The sequence below is a fragment of the Paenibacillus sp. D9 genome (genome assembly GCF_001188365.1).
GTDB classification, from domain to species: domain Bacteria; phylum Bacillota; class Bacilli; order Paenibacillales; family Paenibacillaceae; genus Paenibacillus_O; species Paenibacillus_O humicus.
This window is the reverse complement of sequence record NZ_JZEJ01000001.1, coordinates 2,301,612-2,322,346: the sequence shown is the minus strand read 5'-3', so window position 1 is coordinate 2,322,346 and position 20,735 is coordinate 2,301,612. Positions and strand designations below refer to the sequence as shown.

Annotated in this window: 23 protein-coding genes; 13 read left to right on the top strand and 10 right to left on the bottom strand. The window is 58.6% G+C overall.

Translation table 11 applies throughout. The features are described from left to right. Positions 1-68 precede the first annotated feature (68 nt). Entirely contained in the window at positions 69-314 is a 246-nt protein-coding gene (locus VE23_RS10635; RefSeq protein WP_048744982.1) for a NifU family protein, read from the bottom strand. A gap of 81 nt (positions 315-395) precedes the next feature. On the opposite strand from VE23_RS10635, the gene VE23_RS10630 reads away from it, so the two are divergent. Beyond that, on the top strand, positions 396-665 hold the full coding sequence (locus VE23_RS10630; protein ID WP_048744992.1) for a YuzB family protein: 270 nt from the start codon (positions 396-398) through the stop codon (positions 663-665). A gap of 4 nt (positions 666-669) precedes the next feature. Here VE23_RS10630 and VE23_RS10625 read toward each other — a convergent pair whose 3' ends face one another. Next, positions 670-1,737 (bottom strand): NAD(P)/FAD-dependent oxidoreductase, encoded by a 1,068-nt coding sequence (locus tag VE23_RS10625; RefSeq protein ID WP_048744983.1) that lies wholly within the window; start codon positions 1,735-1,737, stop codon positions 670-672. Positions 1,738-1,803: 66 nt separating this feature from the next. Next, positions 1,804-2,907 (bottom strand): aminofutalosine synthase MqnE, encoded by a 1,104-nt coding sequence (gene mqnE, locus VE23_RS10620; protein ID WP_048744984.1) that lies wholly within the window; start codon positions 2,905-2,907, stop codon positions 1,804-1,806. Between the two features lie 416 nt (positions 2,908-3,323). Here mqnE and erpA point away from each other — a divergent pair, with 416 nt between their 5' ends. Both erpA and VE23_RS10605 read left to right on the top strand, forming a co-directional pair. Next, a complete protein-coding gene (gene erpA, locus VE23_RS10610) occupies positions 3,324-3,683 on the top strand; it encodes an iron-sulfur cluster insertion protein ErpA (RefSeq protein ID WP_021882070.1) in 360 nt (119 codons plus the stop codon). Between the two features lie 406 nt (positions 3,684-4,089). Beyond that, positions 4,090-4,521 carry a hypothetical protein gene (locus tag VE23_RS10605; RefSeq protein WP_049867950.1) on the top strand — a complete coding sequence of 144 codons (432 nt, stop codon included), beginning with the start codon at positions 4,090-4,092 and terminating at the stop codon, positions 4,519-4,521. Positions 4,522-4,671: 150 nt separating this feature from the next. Here the strand turns inward: VE23_RS10605 and VE23_RS10600 are convergent, their stop codons facing one another. The 3 genes from VE23_RS10600 to VE23_RS10590 form a co-directional block, all read right to left on the bottom strand. Beyond that, positions 4,672-4,986, bottom strand: a complete 315-nt coding sequence (locus tag VE23_RS10600; RefSeq protein ID WP_048747654.1) for a DMT family transporter — start codon at positions 4,984-4,986, stop codon at positions 4,672-4,674. Between the two features lie 66 nt (positions 4,987-5,052). Next, positions 5,053-5,427 carry a DMT family transporter gene (locus tag VE23_RS10595; protein WP_049867949.1) on the bottom strand — a complete coding sequence of 125 codons (375 nt, stop codon included), beginning with the start codon at positions 5,425-5,427 and terminating at the stop codon, positions 5,053-5,055. A gap of 166 nt (positions 5,428-5,593) precedes the next feature. Continuing rightward, on the bottom strand, positions 5,594-6,163 hold the full coding sequence (locus tag VE23_RS10590) for a TetR family transcriptional regulator (RefSeq protein ID WP_049867948.1): 570 nt from the start codon (positions 6,161-6,163) through the stop codon (positions 5,594-5,596). A 198-nt stretch (positions 6,164-6,361) separates the two neighbouring features. On the opposite strand from VE23_RS10590, the gene VE23_RS10585 reads away from it, so the two are divergent. Further along, entirely contained in the window at positions 6,362-6,820 is a 459-nt protein-coding gene (locus tag VE23_RS10585) for a DinB family protein (RefSeq protein ID WP_049867947.1), read from the top strand. Between the two features lie 294 nt (positions 6,821-7,114). Here the strand turns inward: VE23_RS10585 and VE23_RS10580 are convergent, their stop codons facing one another. Further along, the gene (locus VE23_RS10580) at positions 7,115-8,770 is read right to left on the bottom strand and encodes an FAD-binding dehydrogenase (protein ID WP_049867946.1); all 1,656 of its coding nucleotides are present in this window, start codon (positions 8,768-8,770) and stop codon (positions 7,115-7,117) included. Between the two features lie 235 nt (positions 8,771-9,005). On the opposite strand from VE23_RS10580, the gene VE23_RS10575 reads away from it, so the two are divergent. The 4 genes from VE23_RS10575 to VE23_RS10560 all read left to right on the top strand — a co-directional run bounded on the left by VE23_RS10575 (position 9,006) and on the right by VE23_RS10560 (position 13,646). Beyond that, positions 9,006-9,761: a response regulator transcription factor gene (locus VE23_RS10575; protein ID WP_048747645.1), complete on the top strand. Its 756-nt coding sequence runs from the start codon at positions 9,006-9,008 to the stop codon at positions 9,759-9,761. Next, on the top strand, positions 9,758-10,834 hold the full coding sequence (locus VE23_RS10570) for a sensor histidine kinase (RefSeq protein WP_049867945.1): 1,077 nt from the start codon (positions 9,758-9,760) through the stop codon (positions 10,832-10,834). Before VE23_RS10575 ends, VE23_RS10570 begins: the two co-directional genes overlap by 4 nt. Positions 10,835-10,948: 114 nt before the next feature. After that, a complete protein-coding gene (locus VE23_RS10565) occupies positions 10,949-11,725 on the top strand; it encodes an ABC transporter ATP-binding protein (RefSeq protein WP_021880094.1) in 777 nt (258 codons plus the stop codon). Next, on the top strand, positions 11,700-13,646 hold the full coding sequence (locus VE23_RS10560) for an ABC transporter permease (RefSeq protein WP_048747644.1): 1,947 nt from the start codon (positions 11,700-11,702) through the stop codon (positions 13,644-13,646). Before VE23_RS10565 ends, VE23_RS10560 begins: the two co-directional genes overlap by 26 nt. 193 nt (positions 13,647-13,839) lie before the next feature. Here the strand turns inward: VE23_RS10560 and VE23_RS10555 are convergent, their stop codons facing one another. Continuing rightward, the gene (locus tag VE23_RS10555) at positions 13,840-14,346 is read right to left on the bottom strand and encodes a hypothetical protein (RefSeq protein ID WP_048748687.1); all 507 of its coding nucleotides are present in this window, start codon (positions 14,344-14,346) and stop codon (positions 13,840-13,842) included. A 464-nt stretch (positions 14,347-14,810) separates the two neighbouring features. Here VE23_RS10555 and VE23_RS10550 point away from each other — a divergent pair, with 464 nt between their 5' ends. Both VE23_RS10550 and VE23_RS10545 read left to right on the top strand, forming a co-directional pair. Next, the gene (locus VE23_RS10550) at positions 14,811-15,461 is read left to right on the top strand and encodes a YheC/YheD family protein (protein ID WP_048748686.1); all 651 of its coding nucleotides are present in this window, start codon (positions 14,811-14,813) and stop codon (positions 15,459-15,461) included. 301 nt (positions 15,462-15,762) lie between these two features. Continuing rightward, positions 15,763-15,906: a sporulation histidine kinase inhibitor Sda gene (locus tag VE23_RS10545; RefSeq protein WP_021880090.1), complete on the top strand. Its 144-nt coding sequence runs from the start codon at positions 15,763-15,765 to the stop codon at positions 15,904-15,906. 416 nt (positions 15,907-16,322) lie between these two features. Here VE23_RS10545 and VE23_RS10540 read toward each other — a convergent pair whose 3' ends face one another. Further along, positions 16,323-17,324: an NAD(P)/FAD-dependent oxidoreductase gene (locus VE23_RS10540; RefSeq protein ID WP_021880088.1), complete on the bottom strand. Its 1,002-nt coding sequence runs from the start codon at positions 17,322-17,324 to the stop codon at positions 16,323-16,325. 203 nt (positions 17,325-17,527) lie between these two features. Between VE23_RS10540 and VE23_RS10535 the strand changes: the two genes are divergently transcribed. Both VE23_RS10535 and VE23_RS10530 read left to right on the top strand, forming a co-directional pair. Continuing rightward, positions 17,528-18,721 carry an NAD(P)/FAD-dependent oxidoreductase gene (locus tag VE23_RS10535; RefSeq protein ID WP_048748684.1) on the top strand — a complete coding sequence of 398 codons (1,194 nt, stop codon included), beginning with the start codon at positions 17,528-17,530 and terminating at the stop codon, positions 18,719-18,721. Continuing rightward, positions 18,721-18,993: a hypothetical protein gene (locus tag VE23_RS10530; protein WP_021880086.1), complete on the top strand. Its 273-nt coding sequence runs from the start codon at positions 18,721-18,723 to the stop codon at positions 18,991-18,993. Before VE23_RS10535 ends, VE23_RS10530 begins: the two co-directional genes overlap by 1 nt. A gap of 113 nt (positions 18,994-19,106) precedes the next feature. Here the strand turns inward: VE23_RS10530 and hemQ are convergent, their stop codons facing one another. Next, positions 19,107-19,853, bottom strand: coding sequence for a hydrogen peroxide-dependent heme synthase (gene hemQ, locus VE23_RS10525; protein WP_049869691.1), 747 nt, complete (start codon positions 19,851-19,853; stop codon positions 19,107-19,109). Between the two features lie 185 nt (positions 19,854-20,038). Here hemQ and VE23_RS10520 point away from each other — a divergent pair, with 185 nt between their 5' ends. Then, positions 20,039-20,326 (top strand): YuiB family protein, encoded by a 288-nt coding sequence (locus tag VE23_RS10520; protein ID WP_083436575.1) that lies wholly within the window; start codon positions 20,039-20,041, stop codon positions 20,324-20,326. Positions 20,327-20,735 lie beyond the last annotated feature (409 nt).

Here is a 20,735-nt window from a genome sequence, read left to right as displayed (position 1 = left end):
CGGATGCCTCCCAAGGAGGTATCCGGCCGCTCGTCTGTATATCGCGATGATGATGGATGCGCGGGCAATTAGAAGACTTGCATAACCTCTTGCACGCCTTCGACTTCTTCAAGCAGGGCGCGCTCGATGCCGGCCTTCAGCGTGATGGTGGAGCTGGGGCAGCTGCCGCAAGCGCCCATCAGGCGAAGCTTGACGATGCCGTCTTCCACGTCGACGAGTTCAACGTCGCCGCCGTCGCGCTGCAGGAAGGGACGGAGCTTGTCAAGAACGTCCAGTACCTCATCATACATCGTGCTTTGTGCGTTTTCGCTCATTGCAATCAACTCCTTTCTTATCTATTATAATACAAAGCCATTCAATTGAAAATGGACGGCAAAGAGGTGAATGACAACATGTTGAAACCGATCATTGAATTCTGCTCCAGCAACATGCATCACGGAACCGACCGGCTGATGGAGCAGTACGAGCTCGATCCCGATGTTGAAGTGATCGAATACGGCTGTCTCGGCAACTGCGGCGAATGTTACCTGTTCCCGTTCGCCATGGTCGACGGAGAGATCGTCAGCGCCGAAAGCGTCGAGGAGCTTGAAGCCGCCATCCGCGAAAAAATCGCCGTCAGCGCCGCCGAGCGCGCCGCGCTGGACAAGCTGATCGACGATTTATAGAAGCTTAGCCGAAATGGTTTTTGGAGCGCCACAGCACGCCGGTTTTGAGTACTCGCGGCACACGGCCCATAATGGCCGTCTTGCCCATGAGGCCGAAGCCGGCTTTTTTGCCGAGCGAACCGAGCGTGCCCTTGAGCTTGATCTGTCCAAGCTTGGGCGTGCGGCCTTTCCATACGGCCTGCATGACGTCGGCCACTTGCTTGCCCATCGCTCCCGCAAGCTGTCCGCTGGGAGAGAACGGCACCGAGGCGCAGTCGCCGATGACGAACACTTCCGGATGGTCCGGGAGCTGATGCAGCTCGTTCACGACGAGCCGGCCCTGATTGTCTTTGGGCACATTGAGATCCTGGACGACATCGACCGGCTGGATGCCGGCCGTCCAGATCGTCGCATCGGTATAGATCGGCTCCGGAGAGTTGCCGTCATGCAGAATGCCGCCCTCCAGCAGCTTGAGGGAGACGTTGCCCCTCATTTCCACATGATGCTCCAGGAACCAGGACGACACGTACGTCTTCAGCTTCGTCGGGAACGCCGAGAGGATGCTCGGTCCGCGGTCGATGATGCGGATGTTGAGATCGCCTCTGCTCTCGCGCAGCTCAGCGGCGATCTCGACGCCGCTGAGGCCTCCGCCGATGATGGATACTTGGCCGTAAGGCTTGACGTCTCCGATTCGCCGGTACGTCCTGCGAGTCGCGGAGAACGATTGGATGCTGCTGGAGTATTTCTCCGCGCCGGGAATGCCGTGGTAGTTGTCCGTGCAGCCAAGCCCGATCGACAGCCAATCGTACGACACGGGATCCTGGCCTTCCAATAGGATGTGCTTGTTCTCCAGATCGATACCCGTCACTTCGCCGTAGGTGATCAGCAGACGGGGGTCGTTAGGGAACGCGACGCGCAGCTCGATCTCCGGCGAAGTGCCGGCAGCCAGCGCATAATATTCGGTCTTGAGGCCTTGGAAAGGCATGCGGTCGATCAGGACGATGATCGTATCGGACGGAATGTCCCCGTCAAGCAGTTCCTGAGCCAGAGCCATGCCGCCGTAGCCGCCGCCCAAAATGACAAAACGTTTCATGATATCCCAACCCTTGTTTCACAATTCAGCTGATGGTGAACCTAATATGCTCGCCAGCCGTTCTTCTTACTCAAATACCTTGACTTCATTGTAGAAGGTGTCGCGTTCAACCGGAATGCGTCCCGCACCCTTTATTAACCAGATCAGATCTTCTCGTGACAGACCTTCCGGAGTGAGGGCGCCAGCCGCGTGGCTGATGCGCTCGCGGACCAGCGTTCCGTGCACATCGGATGCGCCCATCGCCAGCGATACCTGGGTCAGCTGAGGGCCGATATTGATGAAGTAGGCCTTGATGTGATTGAAGTTGTCCAGCATCAGGCGGCTGATCGCGATCGTCTTGAGGTCCTCGAAGGCCGAATTGCGGCGGCGGATGCCCGCCTTGGGGCTGGCCGGCTGCATGGAGAGAGGGATGAACACGAGGAAGCCGTTCGTCTCGTCCTGCAGCTCGCGGATCGACATCATATGCTGGATGCGCTGCTCGTGGGTTTCCACGGCTCCGTACAGCATCGTCGTATGCGTCTTGATGCCGAGGTTATGCGCGGTCCGGTGGACGTCCAGATACTGGCTCACGTCCGCCTTCTCGACCCTCATCTTCTTGCGGTACTGGTCCGACAGGATTTCAGCGCCGCCCCCTGTCAGGGATTCGAGGCCGGCGTCGCGCAGCTCTCTCAGCACGCCTTCGTAGCTGAGGCCGCTGATGCGGGAGAAGAAATCGATCTCGGCCGCCGTGTACGTCTTGAGCGTCACATGCGGATATTTTTCCTTCAGCGCCTTGAGCGAATCCACATAATATTGAAAGGGAACATGGGCATTATGGCCGCCGACGATATGGAACTCCCGCACGGTTGGCGTAATATGCTGATCGACGTATTGGATCATCTCTTCCGGCGTCAGCGTATAAGCGCCTTCGTCCCCCTCATCCTTGCGGAAGCTGCAGAAGGCGCAGTGGGCTTCGCAGACGTTGGTGAAATAAAGCGTCATCGTATCGATGAAATAAACCTTCTTGCCGTTCTTGCGCAGGTTGACCTCGTTGGCCATCTGTCCGATGCTGAGCAGATCGTCGGAGCGGTACATAAAGACGCCGTCTTCAAGCGTCAGCCGCTCGCCGGCGGCTACTTTCTCGCGGATGCCTTGCATGACGGAGGCTTCCGTCGGAGTAATGATATTCATGAATGGGACCTCCTTGTCCGTTCCGGTTCCTGCGGCCCGTGCGTCACCTCGGCGGGTCCGGCCCGCTGTTGCGGGAAGCTGCAGGTCAAGCGTCCTGCTTTGTGAAAAAAAGTACTTATTCGTGCGTCGTATGCAAACAAATCGTATTCATTATAAACCTTGAGTTGTTAAGCTTCAACAGGAAAACGGCAAAAGATCAGGGATTTCAAGGGAGCTATGGAGACAGGTTGTCCGCCTTGGGCGGACGCGGTAATGAGGTAAAGCGCCCGTGGACAGCTGTTCCGTTCAGGCTCATGCCCGTCTTGATTGCCCGCGCGCCGGACGCTCGCTTGTTTCCGCTCCAGCTTGCTTGAGACCCGGATGCAATAGGAGTATACTTAAAGCAATCGCCAGCTTTGACAGGAGGATGAAACGATATGATCGAGATCAGTGAAACGGCCTCGGATAAAATAAAAGAAATGCTCGCCGCCGAAGAAGCAGCGAACCTGTTCCTGCGCGTCGGCGTCAAGGAAGGCGGCTGCAGCGGCTTCTCCTACGGCATGGGCTTCGACGACGAGCAGAAGAGCGACGACCAGGAGCTCGACGTCAACGGAGTAAAGGTCGTCGTCGACAACGACAGCGCCAAGTACCTGCGCGGCCTCGAGATCGACTGGAAGGAAGGCGCCATGGGCGGCGGCTTCACGATCCACAACCCCAACGCCACCGTTACCTGCGGCTGCGGATCAAGCTTCCGCACGGCGAGCGACGCCGGCAAGCCGAAGCCGGACGAGTGCTGAGGCCAGCGCCTCTGAGAAGGTTTTAAGGCGGCGCAGAGTCGGGAGTTTACCTTAGGGTCCAATTCGGAATTCTTACAACCGAAATACAAGGGCTGTGAATTGGGATTAGAAAATACACAATCGTCGAATTGATTATGATCAACCGGCAATACGGCAGTTATGGGTTGTAAATCCGACCTTCCGAACGTTGTATGTTGACATACAACGTTCGGAAGGTTTTTTTGTGTTGAACAGGAAACAGCGAAAAGTTCCAACCCGAAGATGAGCTTATAGCTGCAAGTTAGATTCCGAAAAAGGAAATCCTCCGGCGTACATATTTTATTGTTCTTTCCAAGAATCCATTAATGGATATATTTATATCATTCATATATATGCTGTATACTCTTTAGGCAAAAGGGAAAGGAAGATGCGCTTGAAGAGAAAAGGAATAAATGCTCTGCTTGCTCTGCTGCTCCTGGTTGCTTTTACCGCCCAACCGCTATTGGCGGCCCCCAAAGCCACAAGCGTCAAAGTCACCTTCGTAAGCGCGAAGCTGGTCGAGAACAATCATGTCGGCAACGAGTGGCGGTATGAAGCACGGGCTGGCAGCAAGGAGATTGAGGAGGGCCATTCGGTCACGCTGACAGTAAAGGGCAGCGAAACCATCAAGCTGGAAGTGGACGTCGAGGAACAGGACAAGATTCCTGACATCGGAAAAGGAAGCTCAACAATCAAGTTGTCCGCTATCAAGGGCACCGTGACGAAAACAATGAAAGTGACCGTCGTCGAGAATCGTGGCCGCTATTCCGGAAATACTGCAACATGGGAGTTCGCTTTTAAAATCTCGAAAGCTTCATAAAATCGCATTCAAGCTTTGAGTCCCGCAACTCCGAAGTCGAATAAAAATAGGATGTTCAACCTTGATGGTAAGTAATCAGACCAGCACGGTCTCGAGAACAATTGGAGCCCCCGGAACGAGTCCTCTCGTTCCCGGTTTTTTCAATCGGTTTCAAGATACGGCCTTCAGTCCGCTCACGCCGATTACGATCAGCAGCAGGCTGAGCATCCGCATCCTGCTTTTCGATTCGCCGAAAAAGATCATGTTCGTCACGACGGCAAGAGAGGTTCCGAGACCGATCCATACCGTGTAGGCAATGCTAAGCTGGAGATATTGGAACGAAGCGTAAAGCAGGATGAACGACGCCGCGAAGCCGCCGGCGAACAGCAGGGCGTTCAGCCAGCTTTTGCGCCTGGAGAAGCGGCTGAGTCCTACGACTCCGGTCACTTCGCAGACCGCTGCGGAGAAAACAAAGATCCAACCCATGATGATAACCTCCATGTTGTCTTTCTAAATTGGTTGAACCGGCCATTGGCTGCTTGCCGGTTTATTTCAGCTGTTAGGCGAGGAATCGGCGCTTTTGCCGTCCGCCAGCTTCAGCATGACGATCCCGATCAGCAGCAGAATCATGAACAGGCTTTTGGCGATGCTGAAGGTGCCCCCGAACAGGGTGGCGTCCATCAGCGCGGTGCCGATGGTTCCCGCTGCCGCGAACAGGGCGTAGACGGTGCCGGTAGGGATGGACTGGCAGGCCCGATAAAGGAAGTAGAAGTCGATGACGATGAGAACGGCGATCAGGACGAAGTGCCAAGGGAGATTCGCGGTATGGAAGCCATACACCCAGATCCATTCCATAAGGCAGGTCAGTCCGACGAACAGCCAGCCTAATTGCGGTTTGGCGGGTTTGTTCTTTTGTTGCGCATGCATGAGAGACACACCTTTCGAGATGAAGGAAATCATATAGGAATGAAACGGTTAAACGAAAAAAGGTTAAAACGAATGAATCGTCCTATGAAATGAAGTCCTGCTAATGAATAAAATCACCTTATGAATGAACGTCAGTCATAATTAGCTGTAAAAAGACGGACAGCCGTCATTTCAATCCAAGCCCGGCGACAAGAAACGCTTTAAGCTCCGCGACATGCTCCTCCACGACTGCGCTGTCCGAAGCGGCGTACAAATAATTCTGCTCGGCGGCGGTTTCGATAAGCCCGAGCACCAGCTTGGCTGCGTAAGCGGTCGCGATGGACGGGCGTATTTCGCCGCGTTCCTGGAACTGGACCAGCCTTCCGTTGATCCACTTGTAAATCGGGTCGTAGATCGCTTCCCATTCCCGGACATGCTCCGTCTGGGTGATGCCGGAGTAGATCAGCGCGGACAAATCCCGATGCTGCTCGGTGACCTCGAAGATCGCTTCGACCATGCCGTCCAGCTGCTCTCTGGCGCTGCCGCCGTCATCGATCGCATGCAGCCGGACGAGAATGTTCTGGACCATGACTTCCGCGATCGCCGGCATGACGGACAGCTTTGAAGGGAAATACAGATAGAAGGTGCCTTGGGCGATTCCCGCCTCTTTCACGATGTCGGAGATTTTGGTTTTTTCCATGCCCTTCTCCTGCAAGACCGCAATGGCGGCATTGATAATCAGCTGTCGTTTATCCATGGGAAGCACGATCCTTTTCGCATATGAATGAATGTCAGTCATTTATCTTCAGTTTAATTGTTCCCTTGCAGGATGTCAAGATGCAGAGCCGGTGCCGCTCTGTCTGGCTCCAAGATGAAATGCCCCCTGCTGTCCGATATAATGAGGGATGCCGTTATACCTATCGGCCCATCCCATCCACCAAAGGAGAACCATGAGATGACTGACATCAATGGATTTATCGCCGAGTGGCGCAGCCACCGCAACGTTTTGCCTCAAATGCTGGAACAGGTAACAGATGAGCAGCTGGGCATGAAGCCTTGGGAGAAGGCCATGTCATTGTCCGAGCTCGTCGTCCACATCGCCGGCTCGATGGTCATGTTTGCCGCGACGGTTGCAAACGGCGCCTACATGCCGGGAGGCAAGCCGGCTTCGGTCCATACGGCCGATGAGCTCCGGGCTTTTGTCGCTTCCACGACCGAGCGGGCGGAGGAGCTGCTTCGCTCGATCGGCGGGGAGCAATTGGAGCGGCAGATCGATTTCTTTGGAAATGCGATGCCGGGTCATGTCCTGCTTCAGAACGCGAAGGACCACGAGATCCACCATAAAGGCCAGCTGTTCGTCTACTTGCGTCTGGCAGGCATCGAGCAGCTGCCTTTCTTCGTCAGCCGCGGCTAAGAGCGGACGTTCAATTGACGTTCAATGAATGAGGCTGAGGCATCCGGCTCGAGGCCGTCTGCGTGCAAGAGCACAGCAGCCTGGGCGGATTTGCAGGTTGTCCGGAAGCATAGGGAAGCCCGGTGTCGGACTCGACAGCCGGGGCTTTCTGCTTTCAGGAGGACGAATGGGAAGCCCCGGCGTCGACTTCGATCGCCGGGGCATTTTTATATTCAAGAGGATAACGGGAAATGCCAAGCCAGAGCACTGTCAGCTGAAATCCGTGCGCCAGCTTGATCTGGAGCTGCGGCTCTGTTAATGGAGCTGCTCGGAGAGCGCCCGCCCCGCCTGACGTCCGGTGAACAGGCAGCCGCCGAGGAAGGTGCCCTCCAGCGCGCGGTAGCCGTGCACGCCGCCGCCTCCGAAGCCGGCCGCTTCGCCCGCTGCGTACAGGCCGGGAACGGGAGCTCCCTCGGTGCCGAGCACCCGCCCGGAAAGATCCGTCTGGAGGCCTCCCAGCGTCTTGCGGCTGACGATCCGCAGCCGGACGGCGATGAGAGGACCATGGGCCGGGTCGAGGAATTTATGGGGAGCCGCGGTGCGGATGAGCTTGTCGCCGAGATAGCTTCTCGCTCCGCGGAGAGCTACGATCTGCAGGTCTTTGGAGAATTTGTTGTCCATTTCGCGGTCTCTGGTCAGCAGCTGCCGCTCCAGCTCGGCCGCTTGGATAAGGGAGCTGCCGGCGATCCGGTTCATGCCTGCAGCCAGCTCGGCTGCGCTGCCGGCCGTGACGAAGTCCTCGCCGCGGTCCAGGAACGCCTGGACCGGACCTGGTACGGAAGAGAAGGCCCGTCCCAGGACGCCACGGATGCTCTTGCCCGTCAGGTCCGGATTCTGCTCCGAGCCGGAGAGGGCGAATTCCTTGCCGATGACCTTACGGGTGAGAATGAACCAGGAGTAATCATAACCTGTATCCTGGATGGCCTTCAGCGTGCCCAGCGTATCGAAGCCGGGAAAGTTCGGAGCGGGAAAACGCCTGCCTTCGGCATCCAGCCATATCGAGGAAGGGCCGGGCAGAATCCGGATGCCATGGCGGTCCCAGACAGGGCTCCAGTTGCGGATGCCCTCGGTATAATGCCACATCCGGTCCCGGTTGACGATGCGGCCGCCGGCTTGCTCCGCGATGCCGAGCATCCGTCCGTCGACATGGGCCGGGACGCCGGACAGCATCGTCGCGGGCGGCCGTCCGAGCCGCTCCGGCCAGTTTTGCCGGACCAGCTCGTGGTTTGCTCCAATGCCTCCGCTGGCCACGAGCACGGCTGAGGCATGGAATTCGAACTCGCCGACCGGCTCCCGCGAGCTTGCTTCGCCGCGTCCTGCACGGCTGGGCTCGAGCACGACGCCATGCACCCCGGCGATGGAGGCGCCTTGCGTGATGAAGCCGTCGACCCGGTGGCGGGGACGATAGTCGACGAGCCCCGAGTCTATTGCAGCCCGGACGCGGGCCTCGAACGGCTTCACGATGCCAGGTCCGGTGCCCCAGACGATATGGAACCTCGGCACGGAGTTGCCGTGGCCTTCAGCCAGATAACCGCCGCGCTCGGCCCAGCCGACAACGGGAAAGAAGGAGATGCCGAGGGAGCGCAGCCATGCCCGCTTCTCTCCGGCGGCGAAGTCGACGTAGGCTTCCGCCCATCGGCGGCCCCACCGGTCTTCATCCTCCGCGCGGTCGAAGCCGGCGGATCCGAGCCAGTCCTGCCAGGCGAGCTCGCGGGAGTCCTTGATGCCCATCCTGCGCTGCTCCGGCGAGTCGACCAGAAACAGCCCTCCGAACGACCACCAGGCTTGACCCCCCAGCGACGCTTCCGGCTCTTGATCGACAAGCAGCACTTTCTTGCCGGCTGCGGCCAGCTCGGATATGGCCGCGAGTCCAGCGAGCCCGGCTCCGACCACGATGACGTCGTAATTCATGGATGGCCTCCTTTTATCGGCAAGAATATGAATATAAAAGCGCTCTCAAAAACTTGAGCGGGAGAAGGCCTGAACACGATTCGGATGCAAAATGATCTTAAATCACAAGCGGGCAAGGGTCAATCGCAAAAGAATAGGAGCGCCAAGGAATAGGAGCGCCTTTTTCTCCCGACCTAAGCCCGGCTCATGGTTTTTCCCCTTTGTGGTAAACTTTCCTTATATGGAGGGGAATTCTATGTACCGAATCACGATCGTCGAGGACGATGACAAGATCGCCGAGCAGCTGGCGGGGGCGCTGGAGCGCTACGGCTTCCAGCCGCAGCGGGCGGCCAGGTTCAAGGAGCTGAACGAGGATTTCCGCGAGCATGCGCCTCATCTGGTGCTGATGGACATCAATCTGCCGTATTTCGACGGCTTCTACTGGTGCCGCCAGTTCCGCCAGCATTCCAAAGCTCCCGTCCTATTCATCTCCGCTCGATCGGGCGAGATGGATCAGGTGATGGCGATTGAAAACGGCGGGGACGACTATATTACGAAGCCGATCCATCTGGATCTGCTCATGGCCAAAATCAAAAGCGCGCTGCGCCGCGCTTACGGTGAGTACGCGTCCACTGCGGGTTCTGCATCCCACGCTGCCGATCAAGCCGTCGCCATGGGAGCTCTCCGCCTGGATGCGAGCCGCAGCCTGCTGGAATGGCGGGGAGGCTCCGTCGAGCTGACCAAAAACGAGCGGCTGCTCGCGCAAAGCCTGCTTGAGTCGGGGGGCCGGATCGTTTCCCGGGACAACCTGCTTGAAAGCCTGTGGGACGATACGAGCTTTGTCGATGACAATACGCTCACGGTCAATGTGACCCGGCTCCGGCGCAAGCTGGAGGAGATCGGGCTAAGAGGCGTGCTGGAAACGGTGCGCGGCCAGGGCTACAGGCTGAATGAAGCTCAACTGGCCGAAGAAGGGGGCGGCCGTTCTTCGGCGCCGGAGAGCCGGGCATGAAGCGGCACTCGGCTCTGCTGCTTTATTTGCGCGGGCAGCTGTTCAGCCTTTCCGTCGTGGCTTCCTCCCTTCTGACCGGAGCGGCGATCTGGTACCTGGAAAGGGTGATGTCTTCCGCCGGCGTCGATTGGGCGGTTCTGGGCTATTTCCTGCTCTTGTCGCTCTGCATGACGGTTGCCGGATTGATGCTCGGCTACTTGCGCCAGAGGGCTTACCTGAAGCAGCTGCTCCGCATGACCGGGCAGCCGGCCGGCTGGAAGCCGCTGCTGTCGCCGGTAACGGCCGAACAGAAAAAAACGGCCGAGCTGATTTCGGTGCTCGGCCATCAGAGCCAGGACCGGCTCGAGCAGCATAACCGCGAGCGGGAGCTGCACCGGCATTTCGTGTTCCAATGGGTGCACCATATGAAGACGCCGGTATCCGTCATCGATCTGATCGCGCAGAACGCGGCCAGCAAGCCGGGCCTTGTCGGCCAGGAGCTTCAGGATGCCTCGGCCAGCCTCCGGGAGGAAACGGACAAGCTGGCCCGCGGCCTCGAGCAGATGATGCACACCGCCCGCCTGGACGAGTTCGCGATGGACTTCCATCCAAGGCGCGTCTCTCTTCACGAGGCCGCCCGCACGGCGGTCAACGCGCACAAGAGGCTCATCATCGCCGCCGGCGTCTATCCCCGCATAACGGGGGAGGGCTGGGTAGAGACCGATGAGAAATGGCTTCATTTCCTGCTTGGGCAGCTGGTGGCCAATGCCGTGAAATATTCTCGTCCCAAGCCCGGCAGCAAACAGCTGGCCATCGCGATCGTCAGCCAGACCGGCGGAGGGACAAGCATCTCCGTCCGGGATGAAGGCATCGGCATTCCGGCGCAGGATATTCCCCGAGTGTTCGATCCGTTCTTCACCGGAGAGAACGGACGCAAGACGGAGGAGTCGACGGGCATGGGCCTCTATCTGGCCCGGGAGGTCGCCTCGCGCATGGGCGTCGGCCTGGAGCTGGAATCCGCGGCGGGAGAGGGGACGACCGCGACACTGTCTTTCCACGGGAAAGCCATCCATAAGGATCTCCAAGTCAGGTGACAATGTTGTAAGGCGGGCTGTAAGCTGAATCAATGGGCCGGCCGCGGCCTCCCGGCTATACTTGGAACCAAGCCAGACAGAGAAACAAGATAGAATCGGGAGGATCCAAACGACATGAACATTCTGGAAGTCAACTCGCTGGGCAAAATCTACAGCACCAAAGGCGAGGTCAGCTATAAAGCGCTGGAAAGCATCGATCTCAACGTCGGCGCCGGAGAATTCGTCGGCATCATGGGCCCGTCGGGCAGCGGCAAGACGACCCTGCTCAATCTGCTGTCGACGATCGACAAGCCGACATCCGGCACGATCCAGGTGCGCGGCATCAATCCGGCCGGCCTGTCCGAACGCAAGCTGGCGCTGTTCCGGCGCCGCGAGCTCGGATTCGTGTTCCAGGATTTCAACCTGCTCGACACGCTCAGCCTGAAGGAGAACATCGCGCTGCCGCTCGTGCTCGACGGCGCATCCCCGTCCAAGATCGAAGCGGCGCTGGAGCCGGTGGCGGCTCTGCTCGGCATCGCTCCGATATTGGCGAAGCGCCCTTACGAAGTATCGGGCGGCCAGAAGCAGCGCGCCGCCATCGCGCGCGCCATCATCCACCAGCCGTCGCTGCTGCTGGCCGACGAGCTGACGGGCAATCTCGATTCCAAGTCGGCCAAGGACGTCATGGAGTCGCTGAAGGACCTCAATGAACGGCTCGGCGCGACCGTGCTCATGGTGACGCATGACCCGTTCAGCGCCAGCTACTGCCAGCGGATCATTTTCATCAAGGACGGCCGCTTCTTCTCGGAGATCCGCCGCGGGGACAACCGGCAGGCGTTCTTCCAGCAGATTCTGGACTCGCTCAGCGTGTTGGGAGGGAATTTCGATGACGTTCCGTTCGCTCGCGCTTAACAACATCCGGGGCAGCTGGCGCTCCTACGCCGCTTTTTTCCTCAGCAGCGTGTTCTCCGTCATGATTTTCTATTTGTACGCCTCCTTCCTCATGCATCCCGATGTGGCCAGCGGCCATATCGTCCATGCCAACGAGGTCAAGCCGATGATGAAATTCTGCGAATATCTGATCGTCATCTTCTCGTTCTTCTTCGTCCTGTACTCCAGCTCGGCCTTCCTCAAGACGAGGAAGAAGGAGTTCGGCCTGCTGTCGCTGTTCGGCACGACACGAGGCCAGCTCCGCAAGATGGTCGTCTACGAAAGCATGGCCATCGCGGTGCTCTCCATCGGGGCGGGACTCGGTCTGGGCATCCTGCTCAGCAAGCTGTTCCTGATGGCGCTGGAGGTGCTGCTGCAGAGCGATGTGCCGATCCGCTTCGCCATTCCCGGCCAGGCGGTGCTGCTCACCGGCGGAGGCTTCCTGCTGCTGTTCCTCGCGATCGCCCTCATTACGGCGATGACCGTAGGCAGGCAGCAGATCGTCGAGCTGCTCGGCGGTGCGAGGCGTCCCAAAAAAGCGCCTGCCGCATCGCCCTGGCTGTCCATTCTCGCTGCGGCATCCCTCGTGGCGGGTTATGGGCTGGCCTGCTGGATGACGCCGATGAACTTTCTGATTTTCGCGCTTCCGGTCATCGGACTGACGACGCTCGGAACGTATTTCCTTTACACGCAGCTGAGCGTGGCCGTGCTGAATCGGCTCAAGCGGAGCAAGGGCATTTTCTACAAGCGCACGAACATGCTCGTCATCTCCCAGATGTCTTACCGGATCAAGGACAACGCTCGGGTGCTGTTCGTCGTCACGATTCTGAGCGCGGTCGTCATGAGCGCGGCCAGCACGGTGTATGTGTTCCAGAAGCTGCAGCGCGATCAGATCCTGGAGCATACTCCGTTCACGGTCGGATATGTGGAGCGCGGCGACGGCCATCCGGTCATGGACCCGGCGCAGGCCCGCAAGCTGCTCGAAGACGGAGGAGGCCGCATCGCCGAGCAGGCGGAGCTCCAGGGCGTCGTGGCGAAGGGGCTAACTTCGGCGGCGGCGGGCTGGAAGCCCGAAGATTCCCGCAAGGCGATGGCGGTGTCGGCTTCCGACTACAACCTGCTGGCCAAGCGGGCCGGGCTCGATGCGGTCAATCCTGCCGAGGGCGAGGCCGTCATCAGCTTTCCTTATAAGGAAATGAAGGGAAGCAAAACGAAGCCGAACGAAACCGTCTCGGGCCAGGCTGGCGGAGCGAGCTTCGAGCTGAAGCTGCAGAAGCTCGTGTACGGCAGCGTCTTCAGCCCCGTAAATGACGCGACCTATCTGCTGGTCGTTCCCGATTCCACGCTGCAAGCATGGAAGGACGGGGCTCCATCGGCGGAGCGCCTGCGTGCGTACGGCTTCGAGCTTAGCGATTGGGAGCGTGCGCTGCCTGCCGTCCAAACTTTCGAAAAGGCGCTCGCCAAAGAGCAGAAGAGCTTTGTCCAGAGCTACAGGGTCGAGAGCTACCGCGACATGAAGCAGTCGATCGGCCTGACCATTTTCGTCGGCCTCTTCATCAGCGTCCTGTTCTTCGTCGCTGCTGGCAGCCTGCTTTACTTCAAGCAGTTCACCGAGCTGCAGGAGGATCAGAGCCAGTTCCAGGCGCTGCGCAAAATCGGCCTCACCGCCGGCGAGCTGCGCCGCACGGTAGCGGCTCAAGTCGGCATCCTGTACCTTGCGCCCTGCCTGCTCGGCATCGTCCACAGCGTATTCGCAATGTTCGCCTTGGGGACGCTGATCGGAACGCCGGTCTGGATGTACGGCCTGATCATCATGGGCATCTACATTCTGCTCCAGGGCGTGTATTTCCTGATCTCCTGCACGGCATACACGAGAAGCATTCTGAAGCTGCCTGCAAGCTGAACCCGATAGTCTATTGATCGGGAAGGGAAGGGCTGATAGGCCTTGCACGCCTTCGCAAGAATCAATAGAAGGGCGAGTGATCCCGTACGGGCAGCAGGAATCGTGCGAGGGGCAATGGAGCCATAAACTCGTCAAAAAGAGCGGACCCCCGGAAAAAGTTCCGGAGGTCCGCTTTTTTTGGATTCGGCTTTTCTCAAGCGCGGCTTCGCGAGAGCAGCAGGAACGAGCCGCCGATAATGAACAGCAAAGCAAGGAACGGGAATACGGAGGCGAAGCCGCTGAGCAGCGCGCTGATCGAGAAGACGGCGCTGAACAGCAGGCCGATCACGAGCAGGATATTGATCGGGATAAGCAGCCAGCGGTTCCGGTTTCCGAACCAATAGAATTCCCACAGGCCGAACGGAACGGCCAGGATGAAGCCGGGCCAGATCGAGCCCCAGTTGTCCAGCAGCATGGCGAACTGGCAGACGAGGCCGGCCGCCAGCAAAATCCCGCCGGGAATGAGAAGTCCAGGAGCGCGGCGTCCGAGCAAGGAGAAGTACATCCAATGGAAGAAGATGCCGAGCGGGATCACGAACAGGCTTGGCCAGAAATGGCCGAAGATGAATCCGGGACCGACGCTGCGGCCTTGCTGCAGCATCATATAGACCCCGAGGAGGATGAGCGCCGCTCCGAGGACGGCTTTTGCTTGGCGAGTCATGATTCCACCCTTTCGGCTGTAGGCCACCTGCAGAACGCGGTTGATGGCCGTTTTTTTCCACTATACCAAGGCTGCGGCCTGCTGTCCTCCTGCCGGAGGGAAATCAGATCCCGGACTTAAGTCCAGGTCGAGGCTGTCTCAGGCTCTCATCCTTCCCCGGCGTCTGCCTGGAAGGCTGCAGCGGGCAATAGAGGCCATAAGCCTCGGACAATCATCCAAGAGAACGAACGCCTGAAAGCATAGAATAGAAGAGAAAGAGGAAAGGAGAACCGATCCAAATGGAAGAATTCGCAGCAGATTCGGCCTTCCCGGCGGATGAAGCGCCTGCGGCTGCCGTTGCGGCTGCCCAGGACGCTCCCGTTCAAGGAGAGGCAGTCCCCGAGACGGCGAATGCCGAGGATGAGCTGGCCTATGTGCAGAAGGCGCTGTCGCTGCCGCTTCATGCGGGGAAGGGCGGCGGACGCATGCTCTCGAGCAAGATGGCCAAAACCGCCGCGCTTCTCTCCCATCCGTCCATCGCTCCCCATATTCCCCCGACCCGGCCTTACACGGAAGCCAATCTGAAGAGCATGCTGGAGCAGCACGGGATGGTCGTCATCAAGCCGGTTCGCGGGACCGGGGGAATCGGAGTCATCAAGATCGAGCGCAGCGGAAGCGGATACAGCTATACGCACAGCTCGAGGACCCGCTCGGCCTCGTCGGTCCCATCCCTCCACAGGGCTCTGAAGCCGCTGCAGAAGGGGCGCGCCTACATGATCCAGAAAGGCATCCAACTGGCGACAGTTGGAGGAAGGCCGATCGACTATCGGGTCAAATACGTGAAAAACGGAAGCCGCTGGGAATTCCGCTCGATGGTCGGGCGCGTCGCCAGGCCGGGATTGTTCGTCACGAATCTGTGCCGGGGCGGCAGCCAGCTGACGGCGGCCCAAGGAATAAGCCGCTCGCTGTCCTCGAAGCTGGTGAGGAGCAAAAAGCAGGAAATGCGCAGCCTGACCCGAATTTCAGCGTCGGCGCTGGAAGCCCGCTTTCCCGGCATCGGCCAGCTCGGCTTTGATTACGGCCTCGACAAAAGCGGGAAGATATGGATTTTCGAGGTCAACACCCGTCCTAAATAGGCATGCAGCCGAGCATTATCATTACCCTCCCCATCTCCCGCTCAACCTTGCTGGAGCCTGCAAAATCTTTATCGGAAATAAAGTATTCATCAAACTTTTTTATTGAATTTCCCTCCCCTCCGGTTGTGTATAACTCTGTCCACAGTAAGCATGAAGAGTTTCCTCAAGATTTTCCAAATACCCACAATTTGTGCACATCTTGTACACCGTTCCATGTGGATAACGGAACGCTTGTTCCTTGAAAACAGCCCATGCTAAGATTGGGAAGAAATAGAAATTCAATTCGAAAGGAGGCTGAAATATGGAGTTGTTGTCTGATGAGCTGCTGATCGAGACTTACTTCAGCGCGGTCCAGTTCAATCTGGATTACGATTTCATCAAGCTTTTGAAGGGTGAGCTGAAGCGCAGACAACTGAGTCCCGAATCCATACTTTTAGGCGCTTGATGACTTCTTGGCCGCGCTTGTTGTTCCACGGCCATCCGGATGGAAATCAGGGATGGACGATCACAGCTCAATGCGGACGCTGACTCCGCAGCTGCTGGAGCAGGCGGGACAATACACCATATGATAACAAGCCTGTTCCAATCCGCCGGACAGATCGTCGGTCTGTACTGGCGAGTACGGCGAATACGGGCCTGCATAATCCGCCGCGGGACCGCAGTCTTCGGCCGGTCCTGCGCAGTGCGGGCATGCCGCATAGAGAAGCCGGATTCCATTGCATACGGGACACATAAAATAGGGTACCCTCCCAAGACATCGTTTGCTGCCGCTCAATCGGAAGCATGGCGCATGTCGAGGTAGGATACCCTTATTTTTTCGGTTCTAACGGGTCTGATTCGAGGATCTTCTTCCGTTATGGCCTACAGCTTGAGATTGCTGCTATGTCCAGGCGAGAGCTTGGCGGAAGGATCGATATAGACTTTGGCGTTGTTGACGGCCGTCGGCGCTTCGCCGAAACCGACCGCGATCAGCTTCAGCTTGCCCGGATAAGTCGTGATGTCGCCGGCAGCGAAGATACCGGGCACGCTCGTCTCCATCCGGGTGTCGACGACGATGCTGCCTCCCTCGATATCGAGGCCCCACTCGGCGATCGGGCCGAGAGACGATACGAAGCCGAAGTTGACGATGACCGTATCCGTATCCAGCACGGTCTCCTCGCCGGTCTTCACATGGCGCAGAGTGACCCGCTCAATGTAGACCTCGCCCTCCAGCTTGGCGATCTCGGTCGGGACAAGCACCCGGACGGTGGATTCCTGCAGCTTGGCTACGCTGTGCTCATGAGCGCGGAATTTATCCCTTCTATGGATCAGGGTGACGCTTTCGGCGATCGGCTCGAGCATGAGCGCCCAGTCGACGGCGGAATCGCCGCCGCCGCTGATCAGCACCTTTTGGCCCTTGAACTGATGCAGATCGCTGACGAAGTAATGCAGGTTCTTCTTCTCGTACAGCGCCGCCTCCGGCAGCTCGAGCCGGCGGGGCTCGAAGGCGCCGACGCCTGCCGTGACGATGACGGCGCGGGCCCAGTGGACAGCTTTGTCGGTACGAATCTCGAACAGCCGCTCCCCGTGCTTGACGAGAGAGGTTACCTTCTCCTCCAGGCACACTTCCGGCGCGAAATGATCCAGCTGCCGCCGCAGCGAATCGACGAGCTCCTGGGCGGTAACCTTGGGAAAGCCGGCGACATCGTAGATGTGCTTCTCGGGATACAGGGCGGCGAGCTGGCCGCCCAACTGCGGCATGCTTTCAATGATCTTGACGGATGCCTGGCGCATGCCGCCGTAAAAGGCGGCGAACATGCCTGCCGGCCCGCCGCCGATAATGGCGATGTCGACCGGTTCCGCATTGGATTCCAATCCTGTCATTTCCGCACCTCCAGAACATGGGCTACAGGATCATTATACGCCTGCCCGGGCGTCCAAGGGAAACGGCGCAATTGTACGTTCTTCTAATTATTTTCGTAGGAAATGACCTTGATGTGCCAATCCTTATTTTGATATCATGGCAGGAGTATATTTGGATCATTAGATAGCAGGATGTCAAGAGATGGATTGGAAGGGAACGCCATATGAGCAATATACCGAAGATCGTCATACTGGGAGCAGGCTACGGAGGCATTCTGACCGCGCTGAAGCTCCAGAAGCAGCTGAACTACAACGAAGCGGACGTCACGCTTGTCAACAAGCACGACTACCATTATATTACGACCCATTTGCATATGCCGGCAGCGGGAACGGACAATCCCGAGAATGCCCGCGTCAATATTTCCAAGCTGATCGATGAATTCAAGATCGACTTCGTGAAGTCCACGGTCGTGCAGATCCGGACGCAGGACAAGAAGGTCATTCTGGAGGACGGAACGCTGTCCTACGACTATCTGGTCATCGGCCTCGGCGGAGAGCCGGAAACGTTCGGCATCCCGGGCCTCGCCGAGCATGCGATGAACATCCGCAGCATCAACTCGGTCCGCCTCATCCGCGAGCATATCGAGTACCAGTTCGCGAGGTACAAGCGGGAGCCGCATCGCACCGATTACCTGACGTTCGTCGTCGGGGGAGCGGGCTTCACCGGCATCGAGTTCGTCGGCGAGCTGGCCGACCGCATCCCGCAGCTATGCCGCGCGTTCGACGTGGACCGCTCGCTCGTGAAGCTCTACAACATCGAGGCGGCGCCGTCCGCGCTGCCGGGCTTCGATCCGGAGCTGGTGAAGTACGGCATGGACGTGCTGGCCAAGAAAGGCGTCATCTTCCGCATCGGGACCGCGATCAAGGAATGCTCGCCCGACGGCGTCATCGTCGGCGACGGCGAGGAGATCCGCTCCAAGACCGTCATCTGGACCGGGGGCATCCGCGGCAACCGGCTGATCGACGAGGCCGGCTTCGAGACGATGCGCGGCCGCGTCAAGGTCGACGACTACCTGCGGGCTCCGAACCAGGAGAACATCTACATCATCGGGGACAATTCCCTGATGTTCAACGAAGAGGGCCGTCCGTATCCGCCGACCGCCCAGATCGCCATGCAGCAGGGCGTCACCTGCGCCCACAACCTGGTCGCGGCGATCCGCAGCCAGCCGCTGAAGACATTCGCCTTCAGCAACAAGGGCACGGTCGCCTCGCTCGGCAAAGGCGAGGGCATCGGCGTCGCCTTCGGCAAGAAATACCAGGGCCGCAAGGCCGCCTGGCTGAAGAAGATGATCGACCTGCGCTACCTGTTCATCATCGGGGGAATCCCGCTCGTCCTGCGCAAAGGGAAGTTCTTCTAATGCGCCACTGCAGCGTGCAGGTGCGCGGCCTGCTGACGAGAGACGAGCTTGACCGGTACAACGCGCTGATGGAAGTGGGCTCCTATCTGGAGTCCCAGAACCGCCACGACTTGGCCTATACCGTCCAGAAGGAAGTGGACAGGCTCATCGAGCCGGGCATCGAGCGGCTCAAGGAGAAGGGCCGGCAGCGCGACCGGGACACCGAGGAATATCTGAATGCCAAGAGGCTGGCCGCCGAGGCCGGTCTCGAGGATGACGAAGACGAGGATTGAAGCGAAAAAGCCGCAGGCTGAAAGGGGAAAACCCTTCCGCCTGCGGCTTTACTTCTGCTGCCATGCGCCGGCTGCGCAGAGCCTGCCTCGACCGGGATATCCCGGTCAGGGCATCAAACGGACAGCAGCTGCTCCAGCTTGGCGCCGTCGAGCAGATTGCCGATGAAAAACTCGCCGAAGTCGCCGTAGCGAGCGCTCACCTCGTCGAACCGCATCTCGTAGACGAGCTTCTTGAACTGGAGGGCATCCTCCGCGAACAGCGTCACGCCCCATTCCCAGTTGTCGAAGCCGACGGAGCCGCTGATGATCTGCTTGACCTTGCCGGCGTACTGGCGGCCGATCATGCCGTGGCTGCGCATCATCGCGCGCCGCTCGTCCATGCCGAGCATATACCAGTTGTCGCCGCCGTCGCGGCGCTTGTTCATCGGATAGAAGCAGATGTGGCGGGCTTTCGGAAGCGTCGGCTTGAGGCGGGCCACGATGTCCGGGTTCTGCATCGGATCCTCGCCCGGCTTGCTCATGTAGTTGCTGAGCTCCACGATGCTGACATAGGAGTAAGCGGGCTTCGTATAGTCGCCGAGCGGACTCTTGTTGAAGCTCGTCTCCAGTTCGCTGAGCTCCTCAAGCGTCTCGCGAAGATGCATGATGACGAAGTCGGCTTTCTGGCCGACGACGGAATAGAACGCCGTGCTGCCCTTGCGGTCCTGCTCGTCGCGCGTCCACCCGGCCAGCATGGATTGGATGGAGTCCAGCGCGGAAGCGCGGTCTCCGGCGCCGGCCGCTTTCCAGGCCTGCCAGTCGATCGTGCGGAAATCATGGAGAACGTACCAGCCCTCCAGCGTTTGTGCTGCGTCACTCATTTCCGTTGTTTCTCCTTCCATAAGAAGGGCATGCCTGCACCCCTCCTGCCATGTCTCCCATTGTATCGAATCGCCTCAAGCAGAGCAACCGGAGCGGGAAGCTGCAAATTGACTTGCGGGCAGGCTTGGCATAAACTTAGAAGGAACCGCGTTTGGTATGCGAGAACGGAAGGATGATAGGCGGCATGCTTCAAATTATAATTGCGACGGTGCTCTTTTTTGTGATGATGTTTGGAATCGGATTCATCCTGAACATGCTCATGAAGACGACCTGGTTTCCGATTTATCTGTTCCTGATCGTACTGGTGCCGATCTACATATGGTCCACCTGGGACCACAGCGTCTCGGTGGCCGATAATATAGGAGAGTTCACGTTCATCGATTGGATGCCGGTCATCGGCGCCCTTGTCGGAGCCTATGTAAGCGGGTATGCCATCCGCAAGCTCCGCATCGGCGGCTTCAAGATGTTCTAGGCTTTTGCCGGAGTTTCAAAAAGGAAAGCGGCCGACATGCGGCGCTTTCGCGGCCTGCTCGTTCCATAGGCTGCGGGCGCTGCCATGTCTTTTTTTTCTCTCCCGCCCAAGGAGATCCCGGCTCGGCTCCGCATGGGGCCGGCCGATGAGGGCGGCGCCATAAAATGGTCGGGCAAGAAGGCTGGACCGGCTTCCCGAATGGTGTCGGATAGGCTCGATTCTATGATACACTAGTAGGACGAAGAAAGAAGGGGGGGAAGAAACGATGCGCATAGACAGCCGGCTGCAATTCACCGAACATCACCGGTTCTGTGTGTACCGGAGCTTCTCGCTAAGTCCGCTCGACCAGCGGATGCTGACGCTTATCTACCAGCCGATGACGGGAGCGGCAGGCGCCTCCCCCCTTCAG

Excerpts from the sequence above, each read along its gene's own strand:
- VE23_RS10545 (WP_021880090.1), top strand. The coding sequence starts at position 15,763 with ATGGAGTTGTTGTCTGATGAGCTGCTGATCGAGACTTACTTCAGCGCG.
- VE23_RS10600 (WP_048747654.1), bottom strand. The coding sequence starts at position 4,986 with ATGGGTTGGATCTTTGTTTTCTCCGCAGCGGTCTGCGAAGTGACCGGA.
- VE23_RS10575 (WP_048747645.1), top strand. The coding sequence starts at position 9,006 with ATGTACCGAATCACGATCGTCGAGGACGATGACAAGATCGCCGAGCAG.
- VE23_RS10530 (WP_021880086.1), top strand. The coding sequence starts at position 18,721 with ATGCGCCACTGCAGCGTGCAGGTGCGCGGCCTGCTGACGAGAGACGAG.
- VE23_RS10555 (WP_048748687.1), bottom strand. The coding sequence starts at position 14,346 with ATGACTCGCCAAGCAAAAGCCGTCCTCGGAGCGGCGCTCATCCTCCTC.
- VE23_RS10520 (WP_083436575.1), top strand. The coding sequence starts at position 20,039 with ATGCTTCAAATTATAATTGCGACGGTGCTCTTTTTTGTGATGATGTTT.
- VE23_RS10560 (WP_048747644.1), top strand. The coding sequence starts at position 11,700 with ATGACGTTCCGTTCGCTCGCGCTTAACAACATCCGGGGCAGCTGGCGC.
- VE23_RS10540 (WP_021880088.1), bottom strand. The coding sequence starts at position 17,324 with ATGACAGGATTGGAATCCAATGCGGAACCGGTCGACATCGCCATTATC.
- VE23_RS10625 (WP_048744983.1), bottom strand. The coding sequence starts at position 1,737 with ATGAAACGTTTTGTCATTTTGGGCGGCGGCTACGGCGGCATGGCTCTG.
- VE23_RS10580 (WP_049867946.1), bottom strand. The coding sequence starts at position 8,770 with ATGAATTACGACGTCATCGTGGTCGGAGCCGGGCTCGCTGGACTCGCG.
- VE23_RS10565 (WP_021880094.1), top strand. The coding sequence starts at position 10,949 with ATGAACATTCTGGAAGTCAACTCGCTGGGCAAAATCTACAGCACCAAA.
- erpA (WP_021882070.1), top strand. The coding sequence starts at position 3,324 with ATGATCGAGATCAGTGAAACGGCCTCGGATAAAATAAAAGAAATGCTC.
- hemQ (WP_049869691.1), bottom strand. The coding sequence starts at position 19,853 with ATGAGTGACGCAGCACAAACGCTGGAGGGCTGGTACGTTCTCCATGAT.
- VE23_RS10605 (WP_049867950.1), top strand. The coding sequence starts at position 4,090 with ATGCGCTTGAAGAGAAAAGGAATAAATGCTCTGCTTGCTCTGCTGCTC.
- VE23_RS10585 (WP_049867947.1), top strand. The coding sequence starts at position 6,362 with ATGACTGACATCAATGGATTTATCGCCGAGTGGCGCAGCCACCGCAAC.
- VE23_RS10570 (WP_049867945.1), top strand. The coding sequence starts at position 9,758 with ATGAAGCGGCACTCGGCTCTGCTGCTTTATTTGCGCGGGCAGCTGTTC.
- VE23_RS10635 (WP_048744982.1), bottom strand. The coding sequence starts at position 314 with ATGAGCGAAAACGCACAAAGCACGATGTATGATGAGGTACTGGACGTT.
- VE23_RS10590 (WP_049867948.1), bottom strand. The coding sequence starts at position 6,163 with ATGGATAAACGACAGCTGATTATCAATGCCGCCATTGCGGTCTTGCAG.
- VE23_RS10535 (WP_048748684.1), top strand. The coding sequence starts at position 17,528 with ATGAGCAATATACCGAAGATCGTCATACTGGGAGCAGGCTACGGAGGC.
- VE23_RS10550 (WP_048748686.1), top strand. The coding sequence starts at position 14,811 with ATGCTCTCGAGCAAGATGGCCAAAACCGCCGCGCTTCTCTCCCATCCG.
- VE23_RS10595 (WP_049867949.1), bottom strand. The coding sequence starts at position 5,427 with ATGCATGCGCAACAAAAGAACAAACCCGCCAAACCGCAATTAGGCTGG.
- mqnE (WP_048744984.1), bottom strand. The coding sequence starts at position 2,907 with ATGAATATCATTACTCCGACGGAAGCCTCCGTCATGCAAGGCATCCGC.